22 protein-coding genes and 1 pseudogene are annotated in these 24,011 nt (G+C 47.7%); 13 read left to right on the top strand and 10 right to left on the bottom strand.

Going from position 1 to position 24,011, the window contains the following annotated elements; all coding sequences use genetic code 11:
- Positions 1 to 25: 25 nt before the first annotated feature.
- Positions 26 to 679, bottom strand: a pseudogene (locus ACN08Z_RS05635) (glucose-6-phosphate isomerase); the annotation flags it as partial.
- Between the two features lie 258 nt (positions 680 to 937).
- Between ACN08Z_RS05635 and ACN08Z_RS05630 the strand changes: the two are divergent.
- The 7 genes from ACN08Z_RS05630 to ACN08Z_RS05600 all read left to right on the top strand — a co-directional run bounded on the left by ACN08Z_RS05630 (position 938) and on the right by ACN08Z_RS05600 (position 9,906).
- Positions 938 to 2,935, top strand: a complete 1,998-nt coding sequence (locus tag ACN08Z_RS05630) for a BCCT family transporter (protein WP_419103596.1) — start codon at positions 938 to 940, stop codon at positions 2,933 to 2,935.
- A 270-nt stretch (positions 2,936 to 3,205) separates the two neighbouring features.
- Complete coding sequence (gene typA / locus ACN08Z_RS05625) at positions 3,206 to 5,113, top strand: translational GTPase TypA (RefSeq protein ID WP_419103595.1); 1,908 nt, start codon at positions 3,206 to 3,208, stop codon at positions 5,111 to 5,113.
- Between the two features lie 141 nt (positions 5,114 to 5,254).
- On the top strand, positions 5,255 to 6,157 hold the full coding sequence (locus tag ACN08Z_RS05620; protein ID WP_419103594.1) for a PIG-L family deacetylase: 903 nt from the start codon (positions 5,255 to 5,257) through the stop codon (positions 6,155 to 6,157).
- A gap of 11 nt (positions 6,158 to 6,168) precedes the next feature.
- Entirely contained in the window at positions 6,169 to 6,609 is a 441-nt protein-coding gene (locus ACN08Z_RS05615; protein WP_419103593.1) for a hypothetical protein, read from the top strand.
- A gap of 189 nt (positions 6,610 to 6,798) precedes the next feature.
- Positions 6,799 to 7,122, top strand: coding sequence for a ferredoxin (gene fdxA / locus ACN08Z_RS05610; protein WP_419101599.1), 324 nt, complete (start codon positions 6,799 to 6,801; stop codon positions 7,120 to 7,122).
- A gap of 165 nt (positions 7,123 to 7,287) precedes the next feature.
- Positions 7,288 to 8,418, top strand: a complete 1,131-nt coding sequence (gene dapC / locus ACN08Z_RS05605) for a succinyldiaminopimelate transaminase (RefSeq protein WP_419103592.1) — start codon at positions 7,288 to 7,290, stop codon at positions 8,416 to 8,418.
- Positions 8,419 to 8,607: 189 nt separating this feature from the next.
- Positions 8,608 to 9,906, top strand: coding sequence for a citrate synthase (locus tag ACN08Z_RS05600; protein WP_419103591.1), 1,299 nt, complete (start codon positions 8,608 to 8,610; stop codon positions 9,904 to 9,906).
- A gap of 119 nt (positions 9,907 to 10,025) precedes the next feature.
- Here the strand turns inward: ACN08Z_RS05600 and galE are convergent, their stop codons facing one another.
- Together galE and dapD are read right to left on the bottom strand one after the other, a co-directional pair.
- Positions 10,026 to 11,039 (bottom strand): UDP-glucose 4-epimerase GalE, encoded by a 1,014-nt coding sequence (galE, locus tag ACN08Z_RS05595; RefSeq protein ID WP_419103590.1) that lies wholly within the window; start codon positions 11,037 to 11,039, stop codon positions 10,026 to 10,028.
- A 211-nt stretch (positions 11,040 to 11,250) separates the two neighbouring features.
- Positions 11,251 to 12,204, bottom strand: coding sequence for a 2,3,4,5-tetrahydropyridine-2,6-dicarboxylate N-succinyltransferase (gene dapD, locus ACN08Z_RS05590; RefSeq protein ID WP_419103589.1), 954 nt, complete (start codon positions 12,202 to 12,204; stop codon positions 11,251 to 11,253).
- A gap of 108 nt (positions 12,205 to 12,312) precedes the next feature.
- On the opposite strand from dapD, the gene dapE reads away from it, so the two are divergent.
- Positions 12,313 to 13,446 carry a succinyl-diaminopimelate desuccinylase gene (gene dapE / locus ACN08Z_RS05585; RefSeq protein ID WP_419103588.1) on the top strand — a complete coding sequence of 378 codons (1,134 nt, stop codon included), beginning with the start codon at positions 12,313 to 12,315 and terminating at the stop codon, positions 13,444 to 13,446.
- A gap of 94 nt (positions 13,447 to 13,540) precedes the next feature.
- Here the strand turns inward: dapE and ACN08Z_RS05580 are convergent, their stop codons facing one another.
- Genes ACN08Z_RS05580 through ACN08Z_RS05565 form a run of 4 tightly spaced genes read right to left on the bottom strand, consistent with a single transcriptional unit; the run spans position 13,541 to position 16,764 of the window.
- A complete protein-coding gene (locus tag ACN08Z_RS05580; protein ID WP_419103587.1) occupies positions 13,541 to 14,455 on the bottom strand; it encodes an amino acid ABC transporter permease in 915 nt (304 codons plus the stop codon).
- Complete coding sequence (locus ACN08Z_RS05575) at positions 14,452 to 15,135, bottom strand: amino acid ABC transporter permease (protein WP_419101592.1); 684 nt, start codon at positions 15,133 to 15,135, stop codon at positions 14,452 to 14,454. The genes ACN08Z_RS05580 and ACN08Z_RS05575 overlap by 4 nt, the downstream gene beginning before the upstream one ends.
- A gap of 30 nt (positions 15,136 to 15,165) precedes the next feature.
- Positions 15,166 to 16,011, bottom strand: a complete 846-nt coding sequence (locus ACN08Z_RS05570; protein WP_419103586.1) for a glutamate ABC transporter substrate-binding protein — start codon at positions 16,009 to 16,011, stop codon at positions 15,166 to 15,168.
- Between the two features lie 12 nt (positions 16,012 to 16,023).
- A complete protein-coding gene (locus tag ACN08Z_RS05565) occupies positions 16,024 to 16,764 on the bottom strand; it encodes an amino acid ABC transporter ATP-binding protein (RefSeq protein ID WP_419101590.1) in 741 nt (246 codons plus the stop codon).
- A 313-nt stretch (positions 16,765 to 17,077) separates the two neighbouring features.
- Here ACN08Z_RS05565 and ACN08Z_RS05560 point away from each other — a divergent pair, with 313 nt between their 5' ends.
- The 4 genes from ACN08Z_RS05560 (at position 17,078) to ACN08Z_RS05545 (ending at position 19,693) form a co-directional block, all read left to right on the top strand.
- Positions 17,078 to 17,374, top strand: coding sequence for a hypothetical protein (locus ACN08Z_RS05560; RefSeq protein ID WP_419103585.1), 297 nt, complete (start codon positions 17,078 to 17,080; stop codon positions 17,372 to 17,374).
- Between the two features lie 78 nt (positions 17,375 to 17,452).
- Positions 17,453 to 18,793, top strand: a complete 1,341-nt coding sequence (locus ACN08Z_RS05555) for a hypothetical protein (protein WP_419103584.1) — start codon at positions 17,453 to 17,455, stop codon at positions 18,791 to 18,793.
- A gap of 133 nt (positions 18,794 to 18,926) precedes the next feature.
- Positions 18,927 to 19,106: a DUF3117 domain-containing protein gene (locus tag ACN08Z_RS05550; protein WP_419103583.1), complete on the top strand. Its 180-nt coding sequence runs from the start codon at positions 18,927 to 18,929 to the stop codon at positions 19,104 to 19,106.
- A 215-nt stretch (positions 19,107 to 19,321) separates the two neighbouring features.
- On the top strand, positions 19,322 to 19,693 hold the full coding sequence (locus ACN08Z_RS05545; protein ID WP_419103582.1) for a Sec-independent protein translocase TatB: 372 nt from the start codon (positions 19,322 to 19,324) through the stop codon (positions 19,691 to 19,693).
- Between the two features lie 101 nt (positions 19,694 to 19,794).
- On the opposite strand, the gene ACN08Z_RS05540 is transcribed toward ACN08Z_RS05545, so the two are convergent.
- The 3 genes from ACN08Z_RS05540 to ACN08Z_RS05530 are packed head-to-tail and all read right to left on the bottom strand — an operon-like array spanning position 19,795 to position 22,939.
- Positions 19,795 to 20,937, bottom strand: a complete 1,143-nt coding sequence (locus ACN08Z_RS05540; protein WP_419103581.1) for an Mrp/NBP35 family ATP-binding protein — start codon at positions 20,935 to 20,937, stop codon at positions 19,795 to 19,797.
- Positions 20,938 to 20,973: 36 nt separating this feature from the next.
- Positions 20,974 to 21,627, bottom strand: coding sequence for a DUF1003 domain-containing protein (locus ACN08Z_RS05535; RefSeq protein WP_419103580.1), 654 nt, complete (start codon positions 21,625 to 21,627; stop codon positions 20,974 to 20,976).
- Complete coding sequence (locus ACN08Z_RS05530; RefSeq protein ID WP_419103579.1) at positions 21,620 to 22,939, bottom strand: magnesium transporter MgtE N-terminal domain-containing protein; 1,320 nt, start codon at positions 22,937 to 22,939, stop codon at positions 21,620 to 21,622. The genes ACN08Z_RS05535 and ACN08Z_RS05530 overlap by 8 nt, the downstream gene beginning before the upstream one ends.
- A 184-nt stretch (positions 22,940 to 23,123) precedes the next feature.
- Here ACN08Z_RS05530 and ACN08Z_RS05525 point away from each other — a divergent pair, with 184 nt between their 5' ends.
- The gene (locus ACN08Z_RS05525; RefSeq protein ID WP_419103578.1) at positions 23,124 to 23,999 is read left to right on the top strand and encodes a general stress protein; all 876 of its coding nucleotides are present in this window, start codon (positions 23,124 to 23,126) and stop codon (positions 23,997 to 23,999) included.
- Positions 24,000 to 24,011 lie beyond the last annotated feature (12 nt).

The following is a 24,011-nucleotide window of genomic DNA, read 5'->3' as shown; positions in this document are numbered from 1 at the left end:
CTGTGCACTATAGTTTAGAGATTCGGGTTTCGAGGGTGCCAAAAGTTTTGGAAGCGACGATGAATAGAGTGGTTTCGGGGTCGAGGTCGCTGACGGTCTCTGCTGCGTCGGTGGGGTCAATGTTTGAGATGAAGCGTGCTTCTAGACCTTGTTGTGCATAGGATTTGAGCGCTTCATAGACCATGACGGGGCCAAGGTCTGATCCGCCGATACCGATATTGACGATGGTTTTAATGCGTTTTCCGGTGACGCCAACCCATTCGCCTGAACGAACGCGTTCAGCAAATGCATAGACCTTAGCGAGGACGTCGTGTACGTCTTGGTCAATATTTTGTTCGTCAACAACCAGTTCTGGTGTTGCTCCTTGTGGGCGGCGTAGAGCGGTGTGCAAGACGGCGCGGTCTTCGGTGACGTTGATGTGTTCGCCAGCGAACATTGCGTCGCGGCGTTGTTCTAGCTGTACTTGCTGAGCTAGCTGAGTGAGCAGTTCGAGGGTCTGCTCGTTGATGAGGTTTTTGGAGAGGTCTACGTGAAGGTCTGCCACTGTGAAGCTGAGTTTTTCTGCTCGCTGTGGGTCCTGTTTAAACCACCCGCGGAGGTTTGGTGTGAGTTCTTGATGGTGACGTGTGAGGGCTTCCCATGCTGTGGTTTGAGTGGGATTTACGATGTTGTTAGTCATAATTCTTATTTTCCTCTCTTGTGGGTGCTCTGCCTAGTTCTCAAGGAAGAAAAACTCATTTAGTGATAGGGGACATATTTTCCGAGGTGTTTTCTAATAGATAGTGAGCCTACTTAATAAATTATAAGTAATCTGATGATTTAGTAGATATTAATTCATATTTTCGATATGCTGGACGAGCTAGCCCTGTCCATACAGGGTTTTTTATTAACGAAAACATACACAGTTCGTAACCAGAGATATAAGGCAATAACACATATGGCTAAGACTGAAACTTCACTACCTGAGGGGGCTCCAGACTTACGCAAAGCAGACGTAAGTCAAGAAACCCGCGCCAATATGCGCGCCGGAAACCTCTCCGGTAAAGTATTCTGGCCCGCTGCCGTTATTATGGCGGTTTTTATCGGGTTCACACTCCTCTTCCCCCAAAAAGCTAAAGGAATTTTTAACGCACTACAAAGCGACGTTATTAACTACTTCGGCTGGTACTACGTCGCAATCATCGCATTCTTCGTCATCTTTGCGCTCTACCTCGGGTTCTCCCGCATGGGCGACGTCAAACTCGGAAACGACGATGACGAACCCGAATATTCCTTTACCACCTGGTTTGCATTCCTCTTCGCTGCAGGCATGGGTATCGGTCTGGTGTTCTACGGTGCAACAGAACCTCTCATGCACTACGTCACCCCACGCCCCGGCGTGAGTGGCAATGAACAACAAGTAGCACAAGCCGCAATGAGCCAGTCCTTCCTGCACTGGGGCTTCCACCCTTGGGCTATCTATGTCATCGTAGGTTTGGCGATTGCATACTCTGCACACCGTCTCAAATTGCCGCTATCTATCCGATACTCCCTCAAACCGCTACTCGGTGATCGAGTCAAAGGCGGATGGGGTGACGTCATCGACATCGTTGCACTCGTGGGAACACTCTTCGGTGTCGCAACATCCCTCGGCCTTGGCGTGATGCAGATTGCTGCTGGACTTGGCTACCTCAACATTCCTGCAGATAACGAGCTATGGCTTGTGGGCATCATCATCGTTCTTATGGGCATTACCCTCTTCTCTGTTGTGACCGGACTCGAAAAAGGCATGAAGCTCCTCTCTAACGGAAACCTCATGCTTGCAGCTATCGTCTGCATTTTCGTTCTTGTCGTTGGACCAACCATCTTCTTACTCCGAGAATTTGTTGGCTCCATCGGTAACTACCTCCAAAATATGGTCTCCATGACCTTCGATACCCTCGCACTATACGGCGATGAGGGCGAGAAATTCCAAGCTGCATGGACCACCTTCTACTGGGGCTGGTGGATTTCATGGTCACCTTTCGTTGGTATGTTCATCGCACGCGTTTCTAAAGGACGTTCCGTTCGCGAATTTGTGATGGGCGTTCTGATCGTTCCAGCGCTCACCTCCTTCTTCTGGTTCTCCGTACTTGGTGGAACTGCACTGCATCAAGAGCTCTTCGAAAACAAGACCCTTCTTGAAGCAGACGGAAGTGTCTCTGCTCAAAACGCACTATTTAAGATGTTCGAAAACCTTCCAGCTGGTACTGCCCTTACTGTTGGCGCAGTTCTGCTGATTACGATTTTCTTTGTGACATCAGCTGACTCTGGTGCGCTCGTTCTGGGCATGCTCTCAACCAACGGTTCACCTGAACCCAAGACTTGGATTCGCGTGTTCTGGGTTGTCGTAGCAGCTGCTACCGCAATCGTCTTGATTCTTGTGGGCGGGCCAGACTCCCTCACGGCAATTCAAACCATCGCGATTTTGACGGCCTTACCATTCTCCGTCGTGATTATCATGATGTGTATCTCGCTCTATAAAGCATTGAGCTATGAGCACCGACTCTTCGTTCGTGCTCAGCGTCGTAATGCTCGAGAAGAAATTGCCGCAGAACTACACGAACGTATCGGCGAAACCGTGGATGAGATGGTTGCTGAAGGCGTCGAAGCGCAAGTTGAAGCACACGTCGAAGCCCACATGGAACAAGCCATCGAAAATGCGGTCGATCAGGCTCTGGACCAAGCTGTTGGCCAAGCGGTTGACGCGAAGGTTGAAGCTGCGGTGGAAGAAGCCGTGGAAGAAGCTGTCGCCTCAGTCGTTGATGATGTGACGATGCAAGTCGAAGCAAATACTGCAGCTATCAAGAAAATCACTGATACACAGGCTCTTCGCATGGTAAGTGCCGAAGAAGTAGAAGCAGACCGCTCTGCTAAAACTTCTCGAAAAATGCCATGGAGCTCACGTAAAAAATAACACGTAGAACTCTACATAGAGCGCTCACCTAAAACCAGGGCGGGTACCCATAAGAAAAACTTATGGGTACCCGCCCTGCGACTTTAAACAAAACTATGAGCTAAATCTTTTAGGGAGTTTTATCACCGTAGAGGGTATCTGAGTATGAAGACAGGTATGATGTCACTAAGCCCTCTTTACAGGGTGCTCATTTTTTGTGTGGGTACTACCAAATAAATTGTTCTTGAGTGGGCATCTTTTATTCCCTAGATTTAAGCGAGACTTATACGCATGTCTGAAAACACCGCTTCGCGCAGCGACCTGCGCAACGTAGCAATTGTGGCGCACGTTGACCACGGCAAAACTACTATCGTTGATGCAATGCTGAAGCAGACCAACGCATTCTCTGCACACGCTGACGTTGAAGACCGAGTGATGGACTCTGGTGACCTCGAAAAGGAAAAAGGCATCACCATTTTGGCAAAGAACACCACCGTGTTCTATGATGGCCCTTCTGCACAGGGCGAAAAAATTACCATTAACGTTATTGACACCCCCGGCCACGCTGACTTCGGTGGTGAAGTCGAACGCGGACTCTCCATGGTCGATGGTGTTGTCCTATTGGTTGACGCCTCTGAAGGGCCTCTTCCTCAGACCCGCTTCGTGCTACGTAAAGCACTAGCGGCAAAACTACCTGTTATTCTTGTGGTCAACAAAGTAGACCGCCCCGACGCGCGTATCGACGAAGTCGTTTCCGAATCCATGGACTTACTCCTTGGTCTTGCCTCCGACCTCGCTGATGAGGTTCCCGACCTCGACGCAGACTCCTTGCTGGATGTGCCTATCGTCTACGCTTCCGGTAAAGCTGGTGCAGCGTCGATGAACCAGCCAGCAGACGGCGCTCTTCCTGATAACGATGACCTCGAGCCTCTCTTCGAAACCATCATCAACCACGTTCCAGCGCCAACCTATGACCCCACAGAGGTTCTTCAAGCGCACGTTACCAACCTCGACTCATCACCCTTCTTGGGACGTCTAGCGTTGTTGCGTATCTTCAACGGTCGCATCAAAAAAGGACAGACCGTTGCCTGGGCACGTCAAGATGGCCAACTCAAGAACGTTCGTATCTCTGAACTCTTGGTTACTAAAGCGCTTGACCGCGTACCTGCTGAAGAAGCTGGCCCTGGCGAAATTGTGGCAGTTGCAGGTATCGAAGACATCACCATCGGTGAAACCCTCACCGACCCTGATAACCCTAAAGCGCTCCCGCTCATCACTGTTGACGACCCAGCAATCTCGATGACTATCGGTATTAACACCTCTCCTCTTGCTGGTAAAGTCAAAGGTGCTAAAGTCACCGCGCGTCAGGTTAAAGACCGTCTTGATAAAGAGCTTATCGGTAACGTTTCTTTGAAGGTTCTTCCTACTCAGCGTCCTGACGCATGGGAAGTTCAAGGACGTGGCGAACTCGCGCTTGCTATTTTGGTGGAACAGATGCGTCGCGAAGGTTTCGAACTGACTGTTGGTAAACCTCAGGTTGTTACCAAGACCATTGACGGTAAATTGCATGAACCTATGGAACACATGATTATTGACGTTCCAGAAGAGTTCCTTGGTGCCGTAACTCAGCTGATGGCAGCACGTAAAGGCCGTATGGAGAACATGGCGAATAACGGCACCGGCTGGGTTCGTATGGAATTCTCTGTGCCAGCTCGTGGCTTGATCGGTTTCCGTACCCAGTTCTTGACTGAAACTCGTGGTGCAGGCATTTCTTCCTCCTACTCAACTGGATATGAGCCTTGGGCTGGAGACATCGAATACCGTACTAACGGTTCGATGATTTCTGACCGTGCTGGTGTTGTAACACCTTATGCCATTATCAACCTTCAAGAACGAGGCACGATTTTTGTTGAGCCAACCTCCGAAGTCTATGAAGGCATGATTATCGGTGAAAACTCACGTGCCGACGATATGGAAGTGAACATCACTAAGGAGAAGAAGCTAACGAACATGCGTTCTTCTACTGCTGATAACTTCGAGAATATGACTCCGCCTAAGAAGCTCACCCTCGAAGAATCTCTTGAATGGGCACGTGAAGATGAGTGTGTGGAAGTTACTCCTGAAGCTATTCGTATTCGTAAGGTGATTCTTGATTCCAACGAACGTATTCGTGAATATCGTCGTCGTCACCGCGACTAATTAACACAGTATTTGGGTAGAGCTTCGCCTGCGGGATTGAAGTTTAACACCTTGTCAGTGAAGGGGTTACCATCAGTGATGGTAGCCCCTTCACACTATACCTGTACACGCTAGAATTACTACTGTAGGAGGGTCGAACGTATGCTATCTCAAGAGCAAGACTCCACACCGTATTATCCAGAACAAGGCGACACAGTCCGCGAAGACGCTGTATTTTCTTTACTGCCTGAGGGGCTAGAGGTGCATGAAGCGCGTGTCCTTTTTGTTCATGCTCACCCTGATGATGAATCTACCTCTACTGGTGCAACAATGGGGTTTTTAGCAGATTCTGGTGCTCAAGTAGACTTAGTGACGATGACTCGCGGTGAATTAGGCGAAGTAATCCCGAGTGAGCTTAAACATCTTGAAGTTGGGCAGCAACAGTGCACTGATGGCGGTCAGGCTCTGGGAGAGTATCGTTCTGGTGAATTGCGTGAGGCAATACAGTCTCTGGGCGTTCATGAGCACCTCTTTTTAGGTGAAGGTGTTTCTGCTGGAAAAGATACGCCATCAGTCTTCTACGACTCTGGAATGGTATGGGGTGCTAACGGTCGCCCTGAAGCAAACCCGCAGGCTTCTTCTAACTGCTTGACGAAAACTTCTTTAGATGTTCAAGTTCAGGCTCTAATGCGTGTGATTAAACATTATCGACCGCATGTTGTCGTGACATATGATGCTGGGGGAGGGTACGGTCACCCCGATCATGTGAGAACTCATGAAGTGAGCTTGGAAGCTGTCAAGAATCTTGAGGACACTCCCGATGCTCCTTGCCTATTGTGGGGGTTGGAAGGAGACTATTCTTCTGAGGATAACCGAATACAGGCTGTGATTGAGGGGTCTCTTGTGCGTAAACGTGAGGCTATGGTAGCTCATCGTACTCAGGTGATTATTACCGCTGAAGATAGCTATCAGTTCTCTAATTTGGTGACTCAAAAAATATCTGCTCGAGAAACGTATCGGCTCGTGTGGTCTGCTTCAACAGTAGAGCTGTCTTCCTCATCATAGGAGAAGAAAAGATGAAACAAACTAAGGTTAATTCGCGTTCGTTTTCAGATGAGGATCGTCAAAACGTCGATGTGTATCCGACAGCATTGAACTCCGTCATCACGGCAATCGCTTTAGGTGTTATTACTGGATTTATGGGGACGATGTATCATGCTTCCATCTGGTATGCGCCGAATGCTTCATGGTTTGTGCCGTGGGGGAGTTGTGTAGCTATTGTGATGGTGTTTTGTGCGAGTTTATGGAGTGCGTTGCGGTCTGGGGCTTCATGGGGCGGAGCCTTGGTTGGCATTGTAGCTTTTATACTCATTGGTCTTTTTGCTTTCGGTAAAGAAGGCTCGTTATTGGTGCTCTTGAACCCCCAAGTTCCGGTGGGAATTGCTGGTGTGATATGGACTTTTGGTGCTTTGGGTGCTGCTCTTATCGCTCAGCGTGTGGCACGTTCTTTGTCATAATTTTTCCAGCTGAAACTAAGCTAAGGCTAAGCTAAGTTATTTGATAAAGAAAATAACTCGGTGGTAAAAACTATGTCAGTTCCACCACTAAAGTCTTCAGTTTCGACTCAATCGGACTACCATAGGTAGAGGTTTTGCACTACAAGGTGCTTCTAAGAATCCGCCGTACCGGCTCAGAAAGGCTATTGCATGACTTACGTTATCGCCCAGCCTTGCGTCGATGTCAAAGATCGCGCATGTGTTGAAGAGTGCCCCGTAGACTGCATCTACGAGGGAGAGCGTACGCTATACATTCATCCCGACGAATGTGTAGACTGTGGCGCGTGCGAGCCCGTATGCCCCGTAGAAGCAATCTACTACGAAGACGACGTCCCTGAAGAATGGTCAGAATACACCGCTGCCAACGCAGACTTCTTCGACGAACTCGGCTCTCCTGGTGGGGCTGCACGTCTAGGACCAACCGGCAGCGATGTCGCGTGGATTGCTGGACTCCCGCCACAAAACCAAGACTAAAATAATTCTTATCAAGAGCTTCTATGCGCAACCACTAGCGCATAGAAGCTCTTTTTTCTTGACCACAAAGATTTCTTGATATGAAATATCTTTTAAGCAGAGCCTCCTACAACGATAAGATATGAGAACACCCCAATTACCGACCCATCTACTGAGGAAAAGTTCATGCCTACATTCGGTCTTAACCTGCCAGAATACCCCTGGGAACAACTCGCACCCTACCGAGAAATTGCAGAACAATATCAAGGTCCTCTTGTCAACCTCTCAATCGGCACACCCATCGACAGCACACCCTCTGTTGTACGAGAAGCATTGGCGAATATGTCGGATGCACACGGATACCCCACCACACACGGCACTGTGCAACTTCGAGAATCTATCGCTTGCTGGTATGAACGTCGTCGTTCAGTAACAGGGCTGAACCCCCAACAAATTATGCCAACAGTAGGCTCAAAAGAACTGATTGCATGGTTGCCATTTCTTCTGGGTCTAAGTGCACAAGATGTTGTTGTACGCCCGCGTATCGCGTACCCAACCTACGACATCGGAGCACAACTAGCAGGAGCTCAACACATTGCTGCAGACATTCTAGAAGAACTCGATGAGGGCACTCGTTCTCGAGTCAAGCTCATCTGGGTTAACTCACCGTCAAACCCTACCGGTGCAGTAACGTCTCTCGAGCAGATGCGAACATTAGTTGAACAAGCACGTGAGCTCGGTGCAATCGTTGCATCAGATGAATGCTACGCCGAACTTGGTTGGGGTCAATGGGATGCTCAGCGGGGCGGAACTTCTGTTCCCTCGTTGCTCGACCCTTGCGTCACTCAAGGAAGTTTTGAGAACGTGCTGAGCGTCTATTCGTTGTCTAAACAATCTAATATGGCTGGTTATCGAGCCGCTTTTGTTGCCGGTGATGAGCAGCTCATTCTCAATCTCGTTAACTCTCGTAAACATGCCGGAATGATTGTTCCTGCACCGGTGCAATCTGCAATGATTGCAGCGCTAAACGATGAGCAACACGTCCAAGTACAAAAAGACTTGTATCGTGCTCGTCGCGAGCTACTTCTACCCGCTGTGCAACATTTCGGTATTCAAGTCGAAGAATCTGAAGCGGGTCTTTATCTATGGGGTAGTGCTGGCGAAGATACGTGGACTACTGTCGAACGTTTTGCTCGTTTAGGTATCCTCGTAGGACCAGGCGTCTTCTATGGTTCTGCAGGGGAAGGATACGTGCGTATTGCTTTGACCGGAAGTGATGAGGACATTAACCATGCGGTAGAGCGTCTGCGTCGATAAATGTCATTTTGACTAGAAAAATACGCAACAAGCCCACATGAATGTGACTTATAACATTCTTACCTGTAGGGTGTAATAGAGATTACTTTTAGTGCTCTCGGTAGAAAAGCCACCACCATGGCATACACAGCTTCCCACAATATACAGCTGCTACCGAGACACCACATTTCTCGATACACGGAGGAAAGAATGTCTGAAAACCATACCGCTGTGTTGCACTATAACGACACCGCACAGGAGCTAAGCTACGTCACCCCTACCGAAGGCAACGGCGCATTTGACATCGCAGGGCTGATGAAAAACACCGGACAAGTCTCCTACGACCCCGGATTTATGAACACCGCAACCACAAAATCAGCCATCACCTACATCGACGGTGACGCCGGTATCCTACGATACCGTGGATACCCCATCGAAGAACTCGCCGAAAATGCCAGCTTCTTAGAAGTAGCGTATCTGCTCATCTACGGTGAACTACCCACCGTCAAAGAATACGAAGACTTTGACACCATGGTTCGCCGCCACACGATGGTACACGAAGACTTCAAAATGTTCTACGCCGGATTCCCACGCGACGCACACCCGATGGCAGTGCTCGCCTCCTCCGTCTCAACGATGTCCACCTTCTACGCAGATTCCCTAGACCCCTTCGACAAACGTCACGTAGAAATATCAACATTCCGACTTCTCTCTAAAGTCCCAACACTTGCAGCGTACGCCTATAAAAAATCTAAAGGCGAACCCTTCATGTACCCACAGAACAACCTCAACTACGCTGAAAACTTCTTGAGGATGTGCTTTGGGTTCCCCACCGAAGACTACGAAGTAGACCCCGTTAAGGCTAAAGCCCTAGACACCTTGCTCTTATTGCACGCAGATCACGAACAAAACTGTTCAACATCTACCGTGCGCATGGTCGGATCAGCACAAGCCAATATTTTCGCCTCCATCTCCGCTGGTATCAACGCACTCCACGGGCCACTGCACGGAGGCGCAAACGAAGCCGTATTGAACATGCTACGTAGCATCCAATCAGAAGGTATCAGCCCCGAAGCCTTCATGGAAAAAGTCAAACGTAAAGAAGACGGCGTACGCCTCATGGGATTCGGCCACCGAGTCTACAAGAACTACGATCCGCGTGCTCGCATCATCAAAAAAACTGCTGACGAAGTGCTCAATAAACTAGGTGGCAACGACGAACTGCTCGACATCGCCCGAAAACTAGAAGAAAAAGCACTAGCTGATGACTACTTTATCGAACGGAAACTCTACCCCAACGTAGACTTCTACACCGGACTTATCTACAAGGCCATGGGATTCCCCGAAGAAATGTTTACCGTTCTCTTCGCCCTTGGCCGTATGCCAGGCTGGATTGCCCAATGGCGTGAACTCATCCACGACCCCGAAATTAGAATCGGGCGCCCACGTCAAGTGTACGTTGGAGAACCACTACGGCACTACCCCGGAAGCCAAGAGAACCACTCCTAAACGGGACTAGCCGTTCCGTATTCGTATCAAGAGATAAAAGGTTGGGGGTCGATAGCATCAACGCTATCGACCCCCAACCTCTTAACGGAAGCAGATATAACGGGTCTTATAATCTCGTATTATTGCCCATAACCTTGAGGATTATTCTTCTGCCAGTTCCAGTGGTCACGTACCATCGTGTCAATATCACGACGAGCAGACCAACCCAAATCAGCAAGAGCAGACGATGGATCAGCAAAAGACACTGCCACATCGCCCGGACGACGTGCAACTATACGATAGGGGAGCTCCTTGCCACAGGCTTTCTCAAAGGCGTGAAGAACTTCAAGTACCGAATAACCATTACCAGTGCCTAAATTCCAGGTGCGTACCCCGCCATGAGTAGTGATGTAGTCAAGAGCCTTCAAATGGCCGTCAGCCAAATCAACAACGTGGATATAATCTCGAACGCCGGTACCATCGACCGTGGGGTAGTCATTACCGAAAACATTTAAGAATTCACGACGGCCCACCGCAACTTGCGCAATAAACGGCACCAGATTATTGGGGATGCCGGAAGGGTCCTCACCGATTTTGCCAGACTCATGCGCACCGACAGGATTAAAATAGCGCAAAAGAGCAATATTCCAAGACTCATCAGAAGCACCTAAATCACGGAGCATATCTTCAATATGTTCTTTAGTGCGACCATAACAAGACTGGGCGTCCATATTAATTTTTTCGGTTAGAGGCATCTCTTCCGGTTCACCATACACCGTAGCAGAAGAAGAAAATACGATAGAACGGCAGCCAGATTCTTCCATTGCGTAGAGAAGATTCAGAGTACCCGCCACATTCGTTTGGTAATACCACAACGGTTTCTCAGCAGACTCACCCACAGCTTTAAGCCCTGCAAAATGAATGACAGCTTCAGGCTTTTGCTCCGCAAAGAGTTTCTTCATCGCCGGCATATCAAGCAAATCAACCTGATGGAAGGCAACCTCTTTACCGCTGAGTTCACTGACTCTACGTAAAGACTCCTCAGAAGAATTCGCAAGGTTATCCATCACAACAACCTCATGACCAGCATTTAACAACTCTAAAACAGTGTGTGAGCCAATGTATCCGGCACCGCCAGTAACTAGAATTTTCATTTTTCTCCCTCAATAGAAGTCTTCAACAACAGTCAACGAATCCGATCAAGACCAAACTCTTCTTTTAACTCTACTGTTTTTCTGCAATTTTATTCTCAGAAACTCTAGAAGACTTTGTACTACATCTGTAGCCACAACAAAGGACGAAACACCCCAAGCACCACCTAAGGCGTAGTATCAGATAAATACTACGCCTTATATCAGCTCATGATTAGTTTGAATGTAAGTCCGCATTAAGCTGAACCGTATTATTCGCACGAGGTAATACCTCAATCGCACCAGAAACTGAATTTCGGCGGAACAAAATATTAGAAACACCAGATAATTCGGCAGCCTTCACCGTCACAGGATCTTGACCGGGCTGCAATAAGGTCACCCGAGAACCAGCTGTTACGTATAAACCAGCTTCAACGACACAATCATCGCCAAGAGCGATACCGACACCTGCCTCAGCACCAAGCAAAGAACGCTCACCAATGCTGACACGTTCGGTGCCACCACCAGAGAGAGTACCCATCGTAGAAGCACCCCCGCCAATGTCAGAACCATCGCCAACAACGACACCTTGAGAGATGCGTCCCTCTACCATCGAAACACCTAAGGTGCCAGCGTTGAAATTGACGAATCCCTCGTGCATCACCGTAGTACCTTCAGATAGATGAGCGCCAAGACGTACTCTATCCGCATCACCAATACGGACACCTGCCGGAACAACATAATCAATCATGCGAGGGAACTTATCCACGTGAGAAATCACAAGATTCCCACGAGCACGAAGACCAATCTGAAGATCTTGAATTTCACTGGCAAGCACCGGACCAAAGTTCGTCCACGCCACATTAGCTAACTGCCCAAATAGACCATCAAGATTAATGTCATTAGGGGCTACCAACGTATGCGATAGCAAATGTAACCGAAGATAAGCGTCAGAAGCATCAGCCGGTGCTTGATCTATATCAATACGTACAGAAACAATCTCGGTGCGCACATTACGAGACTCATCAGAGCTAACCAACGGTTCTAATTCTGACCGAAGATCAACAGGAGTCTCTCCCAACGTCGGACGAGGAAACCACGTATCAAGGACAGTTCCAGCGTTTGCACCCTGACAAACAACTGTTGCGATACCAATTCCAGAAGCTAAACGTACATTATTATCACTCATACCCTCTAGTGTAGTTTGTTCTAGCGGTACGTTAAAGCCAGTATCACCGACTGAGAAAAGCTCATAGAGAACAACGTCAAAGATCTACAGCTGAGTAAGATAAAACCTATGAACGAAGATAACCGAACCGAACACAACACAAAGAGCAACGTCCTCAATATTTCCGGTGACGTGGCAGAACTAAGTGCTCAAATTATCGATATTTTTTCAGTTTCTAGCCATGAGCACGAACTCGCCGACGCCGTTGAAACCTCCTTGCGCTCGCTCGAGTATTTATCGGTCACTCGTGACGGTGACTCTATCATTGCTCGCACCCAATGGGGAAAGAAACAGCGAGTTATTCTTGCCGGTCACCTTGATACTGTTCCACTGCCTCAGACCCCAAATTCTAGAGGAACAGTACCCTCCCAATGGTGCGAAGAGAACGGTGTGAAAAAACTTTATGGTCGGGGCGCTACCGACATGAAATCAGGTGTTGCCGTACAACTGGCTTTAGCGGCAGCCCTACAACACGCCCAATACGATATCACCTATGTTTTTTATGACCATGAAGAAGTTGCCAGTGAACTATCCGGTTTAGCACGGTTAATGCGTCATCACCCTCATCTTCTCAACGACGCAGATTTCGCAGTTCTTCTTGAACCCACCCATGGAACTATTGAAGGTGGTTGTAACGGAACCATGCGTTTTTGGATTCATTGCCAAGGTGTCGCCGCACATTCTGGGCGGTCATGGGTCGGAAAAAACGCAATTCATGCAATGAATGATGTGCTGACCCGCCTATGCTCCTATGAAGCTCAAACTCACGAAGTTGAGGGGCTAGCTTATCGAGAAGGGCTCAATGCTGTCCAAATTTCTGGGGGAGTAGCCGGTAACGTCATTCCTGACCGATGCTCAGTGCACATCAATTATCGTTTCTCACCAAAACACACTCTTGAAGAAGCTACCACTCATATGCGCGAGGTCTTTGCCGGATACGAACTTGACTTTGTTGACCAATCTGCAGCTGCCCGCCCAGGACTTGACGCTCCTCTGGCGCAAGAACTGATAGCTGCCGTTGGAGAAGAACCTAAACCTAAATACGGTTGGACCGACGTTGCTCGTTTTTCTCAGATGGGTATTCCTGCAGTGAACTTTGGGCCCGGAGATGCCTTACTTGCTCATACTGATGATGAACATGTTGACGTTGAAGAAATCTATCATTGCTTTACGAGCCTCAAAGAGTGGCTATCACAGAAATAGCTTCTTCTCTTTGGGCATAGAAAAAGCTTTGGTGTTGTCGGCGAAGTGATCGTCGATAACACCAAAGCTTTATGCATAAGAAGCTAAAAAACTTCTAGGCTTTAGGCATCTTAAACATCTGAATGGTATCGGGGTTCGGATTATCAACCTCACCTGGAACACCATCAGATTTCTTAATACCTGAGGACGAACGTGAGCTCAAGAAACCAGATAGCCAGCTTGCAAACATCGTCAAAGCAAAGTTGATGATGATAAAGAGTACCGCTGCTAAGAGTAGGCTCTGGAGAATATTGCCTTCACCCGAACCAAATCGACGTGCTGCGGCAAGAAGCTCTGGGTAAGAGATGATATAACCTAAGGCAGTATCTTTGAGAATGACCACAAACTGTGAAAGCAATGAAGGCATCATCGTGAGCATTGCCTGAGGCATCAAGATATTGCGAAGAACCTGACCAGGAGTCAAACCAATTGCTACGCCGGCTTCTCCTTGGCCTTTAGGGAGCTGTTTGACGCCTGAACGAAGTAATTCAGCGATGACTGAACCGTTATACAGTGTCAATCCGAGAACTACCGCAATAAAGGGAAGCTCTGAGGGAGAGAACACGGAGAAGCGTCCCAAGAAGAGCCAGAAGAAAATCATCATGATGAGTACGGGAACTGCTCGGAAGAACTCAACAACTACTGTGCCGATAGCACGTACAAAAGCGTTTTGAGCCAGACGCATATACCCAAAAATCATTCCAAAAATCACTGAGGTAATTACAGCGATAAAGGCCGCTTTAAGGGTTGAGATAATGCCGGGGATAAAATATGATTCCCACGCACGATAGGTGAAAAGTTCTGTCCACTTTTCGGCTTCAAGCTGCCCTTGACGGTTCATGACCATAAGAACATAACCGAAGAACGCAAGCAACGCGATAATTGCAATGATGTTGAAAGCTCGTGTGAGCGCTCGACCGCGAGGGCCTGGAGTATCAAAGAGGACCGAAGTCGTTTGCTGAGTTTTCATCGTTTCACCGCCAATTTACGTGAGGACCATGTGGTCAATAAACCGATGGGAACAACGATGATGACGAATCCTGCTGCAAAGACCATGAAAATCACAAAAATCATGTCTGAGTTGAATTCAATCATGGATTTCATCATGCCCGATGCCTCTGCTACTGAAGCAACTGTTGCCACTGTAGAGTTCTTTGCAAGCGCAATCAACGTGTTGCCCAAAGGAGTGATGGAACCGCGTAACGCCTGAGGGAAAATGATATGACGAGCAGCGGGGAAGAATCCTAACCCAATGGCTCGTGCCGCTTCTGCCTGTCCGATAGGAACGGTATTGACGCCAGAACGGATGGCTTCACACACAAAAGCCGCATGGTATAGCGCCAAGACGATTACTGCGTAGAGGAAGAAGTTCATCTGAAAATCTGAAACCAGCTGTAGCTGGAACTGTGTCCACACGCCCAAAATAGCGAGGGTCATCAGAATAGTCAACGGCGTATTTCTGAAGATATGAACATACGCTGTTCCTGCTAGTTGGAGTGAAGGTACCGGCGAAATTCTCATGAGAGCGAGAATGGAGCCGATAACAAATGATCCAATAGCTGCCCAAAAAGTGAGCTGTATATTAACCCAAAACGCACCAAGCACATCATAGGTGCTAAAGAGCGTGGAGAGCTGTTCGCTAAAAGTCACGTTAGTCTCCGTAAATCTAAGAATGAATGGTTAGGATGTGGCGCATGATGTGCCAAGGTGAGGAGGATTAAGCTCCTTGTTATAGACGAAACCTGAGTCACCGACGTTCTTAGCCAGTGCCTTTTCCCATTCGCCAGTTTCTACCATTTTGTTAATAGCTTTATTAATGGCTTCGCACTTATCGCTGCCTTTGGGCAGGCCCACTCCATAGCGTTCGTCGGTGAAAGTGTTGCCGACGAGTTTGAGGTGTCCTTTATTTGCTTTAGTGGAGCCGAGTCCAGCAAGAATGATGTCATCGGTGGTTACCGCATCAACCATTCCTGCGTTGAGCGCCACAACGCAGTCTGAGTAGGAGCCTTGTTGAACAAGCTGAACGCTTGAGGCAAATTTGTCTTGAATTTTCTTTGCCGAAGTTGAACCTGTTACAGAACATAGGTTCTTTCCGTTGAGAGAATCAGGACCTTTAATGTCGTTGTTATCTGCTTGAACGAGAAGATCTTGACCTGCAACAAAGTAAGGGCCTGCAAAGTCGATAGTTTTAAGGCGAGATTTTGAGATGGAGTAGGTCGCAAAAATCATGTCTACCTGACCGTTAGTCAGCATATTTTCGCGGTTTGCTGAGGGCGACTCAACCCACTCGATACGGTCTTCTGGGTAACCAAGTTCTTGCGCTACGTAGCGAGCTACATCGGTATCGAAGCCGGTGTAGTTTTTGCCATCTTGGTAGCCTAGTCCAGGCTGGTCGTATTTGATGCCGATGCGTAGCTTATCGCCTTCTGATGAGTTTGCTGCACATCCAGAAAGAACGAGAGTAGCACTTGCTGCAAGAGCAAGAGTCTTCACGGCGTTACTTTTGAGGCGGTGAATGACGCTCATACTACCTCCTAATTAGTGGTTGAGAATTTTGGAAAGGAAATCTTTTGCACGCTCAGACTTGGGGTTGGTGAAGAACTCGTCTGGGGTTGCTTGCTCGAGAATTTCTCCATCTGCAAGGAAGACGATACGGTCTGCTGCTTTACGTGCAAATCCCATTTCGTGAGTTACAACAATCATGGTCATACCTTCACGTGCAAGGGATACCATGGTGTCGAGAACTTCGTTAACCATTTCTGGGTCGAGTGCACTAGTTGGTTCGTCAAAGAGCATCACCTTAGGTTGCATTGCTAGAGCACGGGCAATAGCAACACGCTGCTGTTGCCCGCCAGAGAGCTGAGCTGGAATCTTATGAGCTTGGGACTCAACACCCACTTTGGTGAGTAATTCCATGGCTAATTTATCTGCATCTGCTTTGCTCATGCCACGAACTTTACGTGGACCAAGAGTGACGTTTTCGAGGATTGTTTTGTGTGCAAAAAGGTTAAAGGACTGGAAAACCATTCCTACTTCTGCACGTAGCTTTGCGAGTTCTTTGCCTTCTTCGGGAAGGAGCTTTCCGTCGATACGAATTTCACCGGAATCGATAGTTTCAAGACGGTTGATGGTACGGCATAGCGTAGATTTACCAGAACCAGAGGGTCCTAGCAGAATAATGACCTCTCCTTTGCCCACCTCAAGATTGATATTTTTGAGAACGTGCAAATCGCCATAGTGCTTATTGACCGATGTGAGCTGAACAAGCGAATCGTTCACTAGGTTCCTCCTGACGAAAGTAGATATGTCTGCAGAGAAAAGTCCCTATGTGATAAAGAGGGAATAGTCGTTGAGAATGCAGACACCTGAAATATACAGTTCTACCGTACACGGGCTTATGTAACTTGCATGTTACAGATGACGCTTATCGGTTACGGCAGAGTTTTATTAAGCCAAAAATCGTGAGACTGAAAACAGTCACGGAATACAAGCTTAGAGCGGTCTGTCTCATCATGAGAAGCGCGCTTAAGATAGCTTAGAGTAAAACACATAAATTTTTTTCTCAATGGGGGAGAAAAACGAGAGGAAAACGATGAATTATCTTCTAGTCGGAGTCACTTTTCTTGTTCTTGCTGTGACCATGATGGGTGTTGCAGTGCTTGGTAGTGACCGACTCTATCCTCTTCGTAAAACCCTAGTTCACATGGGAGAAGATGGAATTGATTTTTATCAGCATCCCTCTGCGCAAGTCGATGAACCTTCAAAAACTTTTGCTGAATATCAAGAGTTCTCTCGTGAAGAATTAATCACCGCACTTATTAAAACAGAACATGATAATCTCGCATTGCGAGACGCATTGGCTGAGAAAGAAGCCTCCTCCAGCCAATAATTAGCGCTATATGCCGAGAATTTTCTAACGTTAAACACTGCAACATCATGTACGAAAAATGAGGGACTTCACCTCGCTATGCATCAGCTCACTCATCGAATGAACACCTATCTACAGGCTTTTAGCGCATATCTGTATCTTCTATGCTACAGATTCTTCACTTATTGGCAGCACCTGCATTGGGGCGCCCAAGTCCTAAGTATTTTTGCGCTAAGCCGTCTTTGGGGCTGGGTTATTTTTAGCGTCGTCGGCGCGCAAGATCAATACACTCCATGGAAAATAGGGCCAATGTCCTATCTCGAATTTATCAGTATCTGGGACTCTGGCTGGTACGAACGAATAGCCCTCGACGGGTACCCTCATACACTACCCACGAATAGCGAAGGCACGGTGACCCAAAATACTTGGGCGTTCTATCCACTCTACCCGATGAGCGTAAAATTCATCCAAGAACTTACTGGTAGCGCATACTATCCAACAGCTATAGCGCTAGCTACCGTATCGGGATTTATTGCCTGCCTTGTGGTATATCTCCTCTTTAACCGTTCTATCAGCTGGTGCAGACAGCATCGCCTACACCTGAATAACGATTCTAGTCGTGCTGTAGAGTCTCCACACCATTTAGCGTTATGGGCTACCGCTGCTTTTGCGTGGGCGCCAGTAGCACCTATCCTTCAAGTGCCTTATGCTGAAGCGCTAAATATGGTGTTTCTTGGGCTGACTCTCTACCTCATAATGACCCAACGATGGGCACTAGGGGCAATAGCTGGAATCCTCGCCGCTTTTTCTCGCCCAGTAGGGGTACCATTAGGGGCTTTAGCGGGAATATGGTGGCTTATCTGCATGTACCGTAGCTATCACCAAACACCACAAGCACATTCCACCGTCAGTACGTTACGTGGAGTTCTTATAAAACATCTCGGACAAGGTGTTAGCGCAATCAGCATATGTGCGGCTGCTATCTCTTGGCCTCTTATTGCATGGGCTTATACCGGAAGAATCGACGCATATACCGCAACAGAAACTGCATGGCGGCAGAGCCATCTTGTCCTATTTCAGCCGTGGATTGCTCAAAGCCAAGAATATTTTGGGTTAGCGGGTGTTCCTGTGCTCATCATGAGCATTCTCGGCTTTATTTTTCTGATGGCCTCGCGATATGCTCGTCGTGTATTACATCCGGTGCTTAACCTCTGGTGTTATAGCTACCTGATATATCTTCTGCTGTTCCTATACCCACAAAGTTCCACATTCCGGCTTCTCTTGCCGTTATTCCCCGTAGTTTTGGTCTTTATCGGGTTGAGTGGTTCACGAGCATATAGAGTTCTTTGGATCCTCGCTTCAGCTATCTTTCAAAGTGTGTGGGTTGGCTGGCTCTGGCATTGGAAAGAGCTACCTGGTGGGGGAGACTATCCACCTTAAAAGTTATGAACGCTGAGGAATACTACGATAACTGAGCAACATAACGAGACAATAAACCTCAGCTAGTTTATTATGGTTGCTGTCACATGAGTTTGAACCATGACCATGGGACTCATTATTAAGGAGTAAAAAGATGGCTGCCCAGAAACCACGCACCGGTGACGGACCTTTAGAGATTCTCAAAGAAAACCGGAGCATTATTGTTAAAATACCTCTTGAAGGAGGCGGTCGACTCGTACTTGAAGTATCAGAACAAGAAATTGAAGACCTCAAGAACTGTCTCAAAGATTTTGACCAACCCAGCACTTCATAAAAGCACCATATAACGCCGTACTGCCGTGAAAACTTCTTCGGTTTTCACGGCAGTTTTGTCGCCCGAACACTTTTGACAAAAATAACAGCTCTTGAACTGTTCTGCCTCACCGTGCTCAACAGTAGAGCGTATCGCTCATATTTTTCTGGGCAAAGATGATGAACTATGCGACGCTTGACGGTTTTCTTCCGAATTAACTGGTAATCTTCCATATTGTGTTCGGTATTAACGGAATGGAATTTATCGTCCTTGTAATCCTGGTGTTCGTGGTCATCGGGCCAGAACGCATGCCTGAGTACGCCCAAAAACTCAAAGAAGGCGTTAAATGGGTTCGCGCCATGGCGTTTGAGGCAAAAGATGACCTCAAAGAAGTCATGGGGGATAACCCGCTAGGCGACTTTGACTGGAAACAATATGATCCACGCCAATACGATCCGCGAACTATCGTGCGTGAAGCTCTCGCTGAAGACGATGAAGAACGCGCACGTCTGGCAGCAGAACGAGAAGCTGAGAACAAGCCACCAGCACAAAATATTCAGCGTTTACCTCAAGGCGCATACGCACCTTTCGATATTGAAGCTACTTAAACCGATACCTTCTCTCAATACTGTATTCGCTCTTATCCTCTAGCTAGGCAAAAACCCATCATCGCTGGCGAAAACCTTACTATTCTTAGAGAAGAACCTCCTTAGACGTTGAACGGTAACGGTTTACCATTCAAATTCCGCGCACGATGCGATAGTTGACGAGCAATACGGTTAATAGATTGAGCCGTTTCTGAGCTCGTATCAGCCCAGACCAGAGGCACACCGACGTCCCCTCCCGTCCGTAGAGAGACATCTAAAGGCACAGAACCAAGAAGCGGAACATCATACCCTAATGTCGCAGAAAGACGCTCAGAAAGCTTCACACCGCCTCCTGCACCAAAAATATCAAGCATCGACCCATCCGGCATACGCATCGCTGCCATATTTTCAATAACACCAGCAACCTTCTGCTGAGTTTGAACACTCATCGTGCCAGCACGCTCTGCAACATCAACGGCAGCACTTTGCGGAGTAGAAATCAACACCAACTCTGCTGTCGGTAAAAGCTGAGCCATCGAAATAGCAATGTCACCCGTACCCGGCGGTAAATCAAGAAGAAGAATATCAATAGCGCCAAAATGAACATCAGTCAAAAACTGCTCTAAAGCACGATGAAGCATCGGACCACGCCACGCCACCGGCTTATTACCAGCAACAAACATGCCCATAGAAATGACTTTGACACAGCCAGAGCCCTGCCCCGAAACATTCTCTGGAACAGAGACCACCGGCGGAAGAATCATATCTTCAAAACGTGTCGGAGCTTGTTCAATACCAAAAAGACCGGGAATAGAGAAACCATGAACATCAGCATCAACGACCCCCACCGATAGCCCATCAGCTGCAAAAGATGCCGCAAGGTTAGCCGTCATCGACGACTTTCCCACACCACCCTTACCTGAGACCACCGCATAGACACGAGTCAAAGAATCCTCAGCACTAAACGGATTCTTAGACTTATGCCCCAACGTACTCCGTAACTTTTGCCGTTGTTGAGGGTTCATATACCCAATATGAACCTGAACCTGCTGGACACCCTCGACACCAGATAACGCCTGCGTAATATCATGCTCAATCGTTGTCTTAAGCGGACAACCCTCAATCGTCAATAAAACGTGAATATGAGCAACGCCCTGCTCAAAGTACGCCTTCTCGACCATCCCAAGCTCGGTAATCGGGCGACGAAGTTCTGGGTCATGGACCGTACACAACGCCTCGTATAGTGTTTCGTCGATAGAAGACATCAATATCCTTAGAAAAATACAGAAAACAACAGAAGACTACTCGCCATGTTCTTGCGAAAGCTCATCGACATCTTTGACTTTAATCTGAGACAAACGTCGTTTAGGAGTGCTCATATCTTCCGTCACTATCTTCATAGACTGCGTTTCAGGGCTATTCTCTAACCCCTGAGATTCTGAACGATCTAGAGCCTGCTGCAATTTTTGAAGTTCTTCCATCACATCACGCAACTCACTACGTACATAATCACGAGTTGCCACCTCACGAAGAGCAATACGCAAAGACGCAATTTCACGAGTAAGGTACTGCGTTTCTTCAAGATTTTGCTGATCTCGCTGACGGTCTTGAGCAGCAATCACGCGGTCACGGTCATCTTGACGGTTCTGCGCTAACAGAAGCAACGGAGCAGCATAAGAAGCCTGTAAAGATAACGCCAACGTCAAAAGAGTAAAGTTCAAGGCTCGAGGGTCAAACTGTAACTCATCTGGGGCTAGAGTGTTCCACCCAAGCCAGAGCGTACAAAAAATGGTCATCCACAAAATAAATTGTGGAGTTCCCATAAAACGAGCAATAGCTTCGGTAGCACGCCCAAAACGGTCAGGATTCGGCTTCCCCCCGGTAGCGATACGATGACGAGCAGCTTGGGGAGTTGCTAGACGGTCATTATGACGTTCGCGGTTTTTCTCACTCAAAACGGCGACCTACCTTTCGAATGGGTGTGCCATCATCGTATGTTCTCCAGTCCTCAGGTAAGAGCGCATCTAGAACGTCATCAATAGTCACCGCCCCAACAAGACGCTGTGACTCATTAACGACTGGCAAAATAGTCAAATCATAGGTTGCTAATACACGAGAAATCTCTTCAAGACTGGTCATATCTGAGACTGGCTCAATGGAAGAATCTAAAAGATTACCGACCTGCTCACTGGGCGGATACCTCAACAGCTGTTGCATATGCACCATACCCAAATATTTACCCGTAGGAGTCTCTAACGGTGGTCTAGCAACGAGCACTGCCGCAGCCATTGCCGGAGGAATCTCCTCTTGTCGGATATGTGCTAAAGCCTCAGCCACAGAAGCCTCAGGGGAGAGAATAATAGGCACCGGGTTCATCAACGAACCGGCTGTTCCCTCTTCATACTCAAGTAGACGGCGAACGTCTTCTGCTTCTTCTGGCTCCATCAGAACTAATAGCTGTTCACGTTGCGCATCAGATAGTTCATTGAGCAAGTCAGCTGCATCGTCTGGCTCCATCTCATCAAGAACTTGAGCCGCACGCTCAACATCCAGATGCGAAAGAATCTCAACCTGATCATCTTCAGGTAGCTCTTGCAAAACGTCTGCAAGGCGATCATCGTGCAATTCATGAGCTACCTCAACCATACGTTTATCGTTCATCTCATGGATAGCGTCTGCCAAGTCTGCAGCATTAGCATGTTCATGATTAGCAACGAATGTTGTCGCTGCTTGAGGTTCTAAATCAGTTGAAAGAATCGCCTCATCCCAATCAACAACAAGGGTAGCTTTTCGGCGACGTAGTAGCCCACCATTTTCTGGGATACGTGAGATGAATAGCTCTGAGATGAACCAATCACCGTTACGTCGCTGTTCCATTGCAACGTCTTCAACAGTTGCTTCTCCAGAACCATCTGTCAAACGAACTTTACGGTCAAAAATTTCTGCAACCACAAGCGCCTCAGAACCGCGCTGTTCGAAACGTCGAAGGTTGACAAGTCCCGTACAAATAATCTGAGCAGAATCGATAGAGGTGATACGAGTCATCGGCACAAAAATACGTTTTTTGCCGAGTACTTCAATCACAATACCCACAACAATAGGTTCTTTACCACGTTGCGAGATACTTCCTGTGGCGACGGCTAAAGGCCCAAAACTTCGTTTGAGCACAACAACATCGCGTAGACGACCAAGACGGTCACCCATAGGGTCAAAAACGTCCATACCAAGTAGGCGGGCAATAAAAATTTTATTTGGTGTTGTACTCACCCTTAATAGACTACGCGTTCTCACCAATTTTTGAAGAGACCATAGCCTATCTGTGACAAGAAACGGATAATCTTTAGTTCAAAACAGCTCTGAATACGACACCATGTAGGGAAAAATTTTCGCCACTTGCGATACTCGCCGTTTTTTCAGGAAATACTAAGGTGCCTTCGCGAAAATATAGAGCATGGACGAACAAAACATATCAGCAATTCTCTCGAACACAGATAACCTTCCCGAAGGAATCCCCGTTGGAGAATACAGCAACCGACAGCAACTCAACCAAGCACTCAACACCCTCAACAACGCCAACTTCCCGCTACGAACCTTATTCATTCAAGGAGAAGGGCTGAAACAAATCGAGTTTCTTGGTAACAAACTCTCTTATCCGAAAGTTGCTTTAGCTTCTGCCGCTCAAGGTGCTTTTTTTGGTGCCTTCATCGGTCTTGCTACTGCATTATTGAGTAACGGAAACTTCGCCGCTAACCTATTATCTTCCATCCCATTAGGTATCGCTGTATGGATGATTTTTGGTGTTCTGTCTTATTCTCGAAGCAATAAACAAGGAAACTTCCAAACCCGAGCACAATTAGTTCCTCAAAAATATATTCTGATGGCTCACCCCAGCACCGCAGGACAAGCTCAACATATCCTCGGAGGCCCTCAACCTACACCAATGGCACCAGAAGGCCCTGTACCTTTTAGCCCGCCCACACCACCACAGAGCTTTGATGGAAACACCCTTCCTCCACAAAAAACGGCTGAGCCGTTTCCTTCTCCCACCGTTAACAGCCCTCAAAAAGAATCTTCATCAAAATTTGGTTTGAGAATAGAAGACCCTGAGGAATACGCACAAACGATTCGGCAAGAACCACCAGCACCAGAACCTAACGAACGCATTGAACAAATTCGTTCCCAACAACGAACTGGACGCTATGGAATCCGCATCGAAAACCCTGAACAATTTCAAGAAGCAATCCGTCAGCCGGGGCAGTCAACGCCACCTCAACCGCAACCTTCTAACACCAAACCTCACAACAACAGTGCTGGTACTCAAGAATAACTACCAGAATCA

This window comes from Rothia sp. P7181 (assembly GCF_048513015.1).
GTDB lineage: Bacteria > Actinomycetota > Actinomycetes > Actinomycetales > Micrococcaceae > Rothia.
Note: the sequence above shows the minus strand (reverse complement) of the source record. Positions and strands in the feature narration are given on the sequence as shown.

Coding starts and splice junctions, on each gene's coding strand:
- ACN08Z_RS05620 (WP_419103594.1), top strand. CDS start 5,255: ATGCTATCTCAAGAGCAAGACTCCACACCGTATTATCCAGAACAAGGC.
- typA (WP_419103595.1), top strand. CDS start 3,206: ATGTCTGAAAACACCGCTTCGCGCAGCGACCTGCGCAACGTAGCAATT.
- dapC (WP_419103592.1), top strand. CDS start 7,288: ATGCCTACATTCGGTCTTAACCTGCCAGAATACCCCTGGGAACAACTC.
- ACN08Z_RS05580 (WP_419103587.1), bottom strand. CDS start 14,455: ATGAAAACTCAGCAAACGACTTCGGTCCTCTTTGATACTCCAGGCCCT.
- ACN08Z_RS05540 (WP_419103581.1), bottom strand. CDS start 20,937: ATGTCTTCTATCGACGAAACACTATACGAGGCGTTGTGTACGGTCCAT.
- ACN08Z_RS05525 (WP_419103578.1), top strand. CDS start 23,124: ATGGACGAACAAAACATATCAGCAATTCTCTCGAACACAGATAACCTT.
- ACN08Z_RS05550 (WP_419103583.1), top strand. CDS start 18,927: ATGGCTGCCCAGAAACCACGCACCGGTGACGGACCTTTAGAGATTCTC.
- ACN08Z_RS05630 (WP_419103596.1), top strand. CDS start 938: ATGGCTAAGACTGAAACTTCACTACCTGAGGGGGCTCCAGACTTACGC.
- ACN08Z_RS05615 (WP_419103593.1), top strand. CDS start 6,169: ATGAAACAAACTAAGGTTAATTCGCGTTCGTTTTCAGATGAGGATCGT.
- dapD (WP_419103589.1), bottom strand. CDS start 12,204: ATGAGTGATAATAATGTACGTTTAGCTTCTGGAATTGGTATCGCAACA.
- ACN08Z_RS05570 (WP_419103586.1), bottom strand. CDS start 16,011: ATGAGCGTCATTCACCGCCTCAAAAGTAACGCCGTGAAGACTCTTGCT.
- galE (WP_419103590.1), bottom strand. CDS start 11,039: ATGAAAATTCTAGTTACTGGCGGTGCCGGATACATTGGCTCACACACT.
- ACN08Z_RS05600 (WP_419103591.1), top strand. CDS start 8,608: ATGTCTGAAAACCATACCGCTGTGTTGCACTATAACGACACCGCACAG.
- dapE (WP_419103588.1), top strand. CDS start 12,313: ATGAACGAAGATAACCGAACCGAACACAACACAAAGAGCAACGTCCTC.
- ACN08Z_RS05560 (WP_419103585.1), top strand. CDS start 17,078: ATGAATTATCTTCTAGTCGGAGTCACTTTTCTTGTTCTTGCTGTGACC.
- ACN08Z_RS05555 (WP_419103584.1), top strand. CDS start 17,453: ATGCATCAGCTCACTCATCGAATGAACACCTATCTACAGGCTTTTAGC.
- fdxA (WP_419101599.1), top strand. CDS start 6,799: ATGACTTACGTTATCGCCCAGCCTTGCGTCGATGTCAAAGATCGCGCA.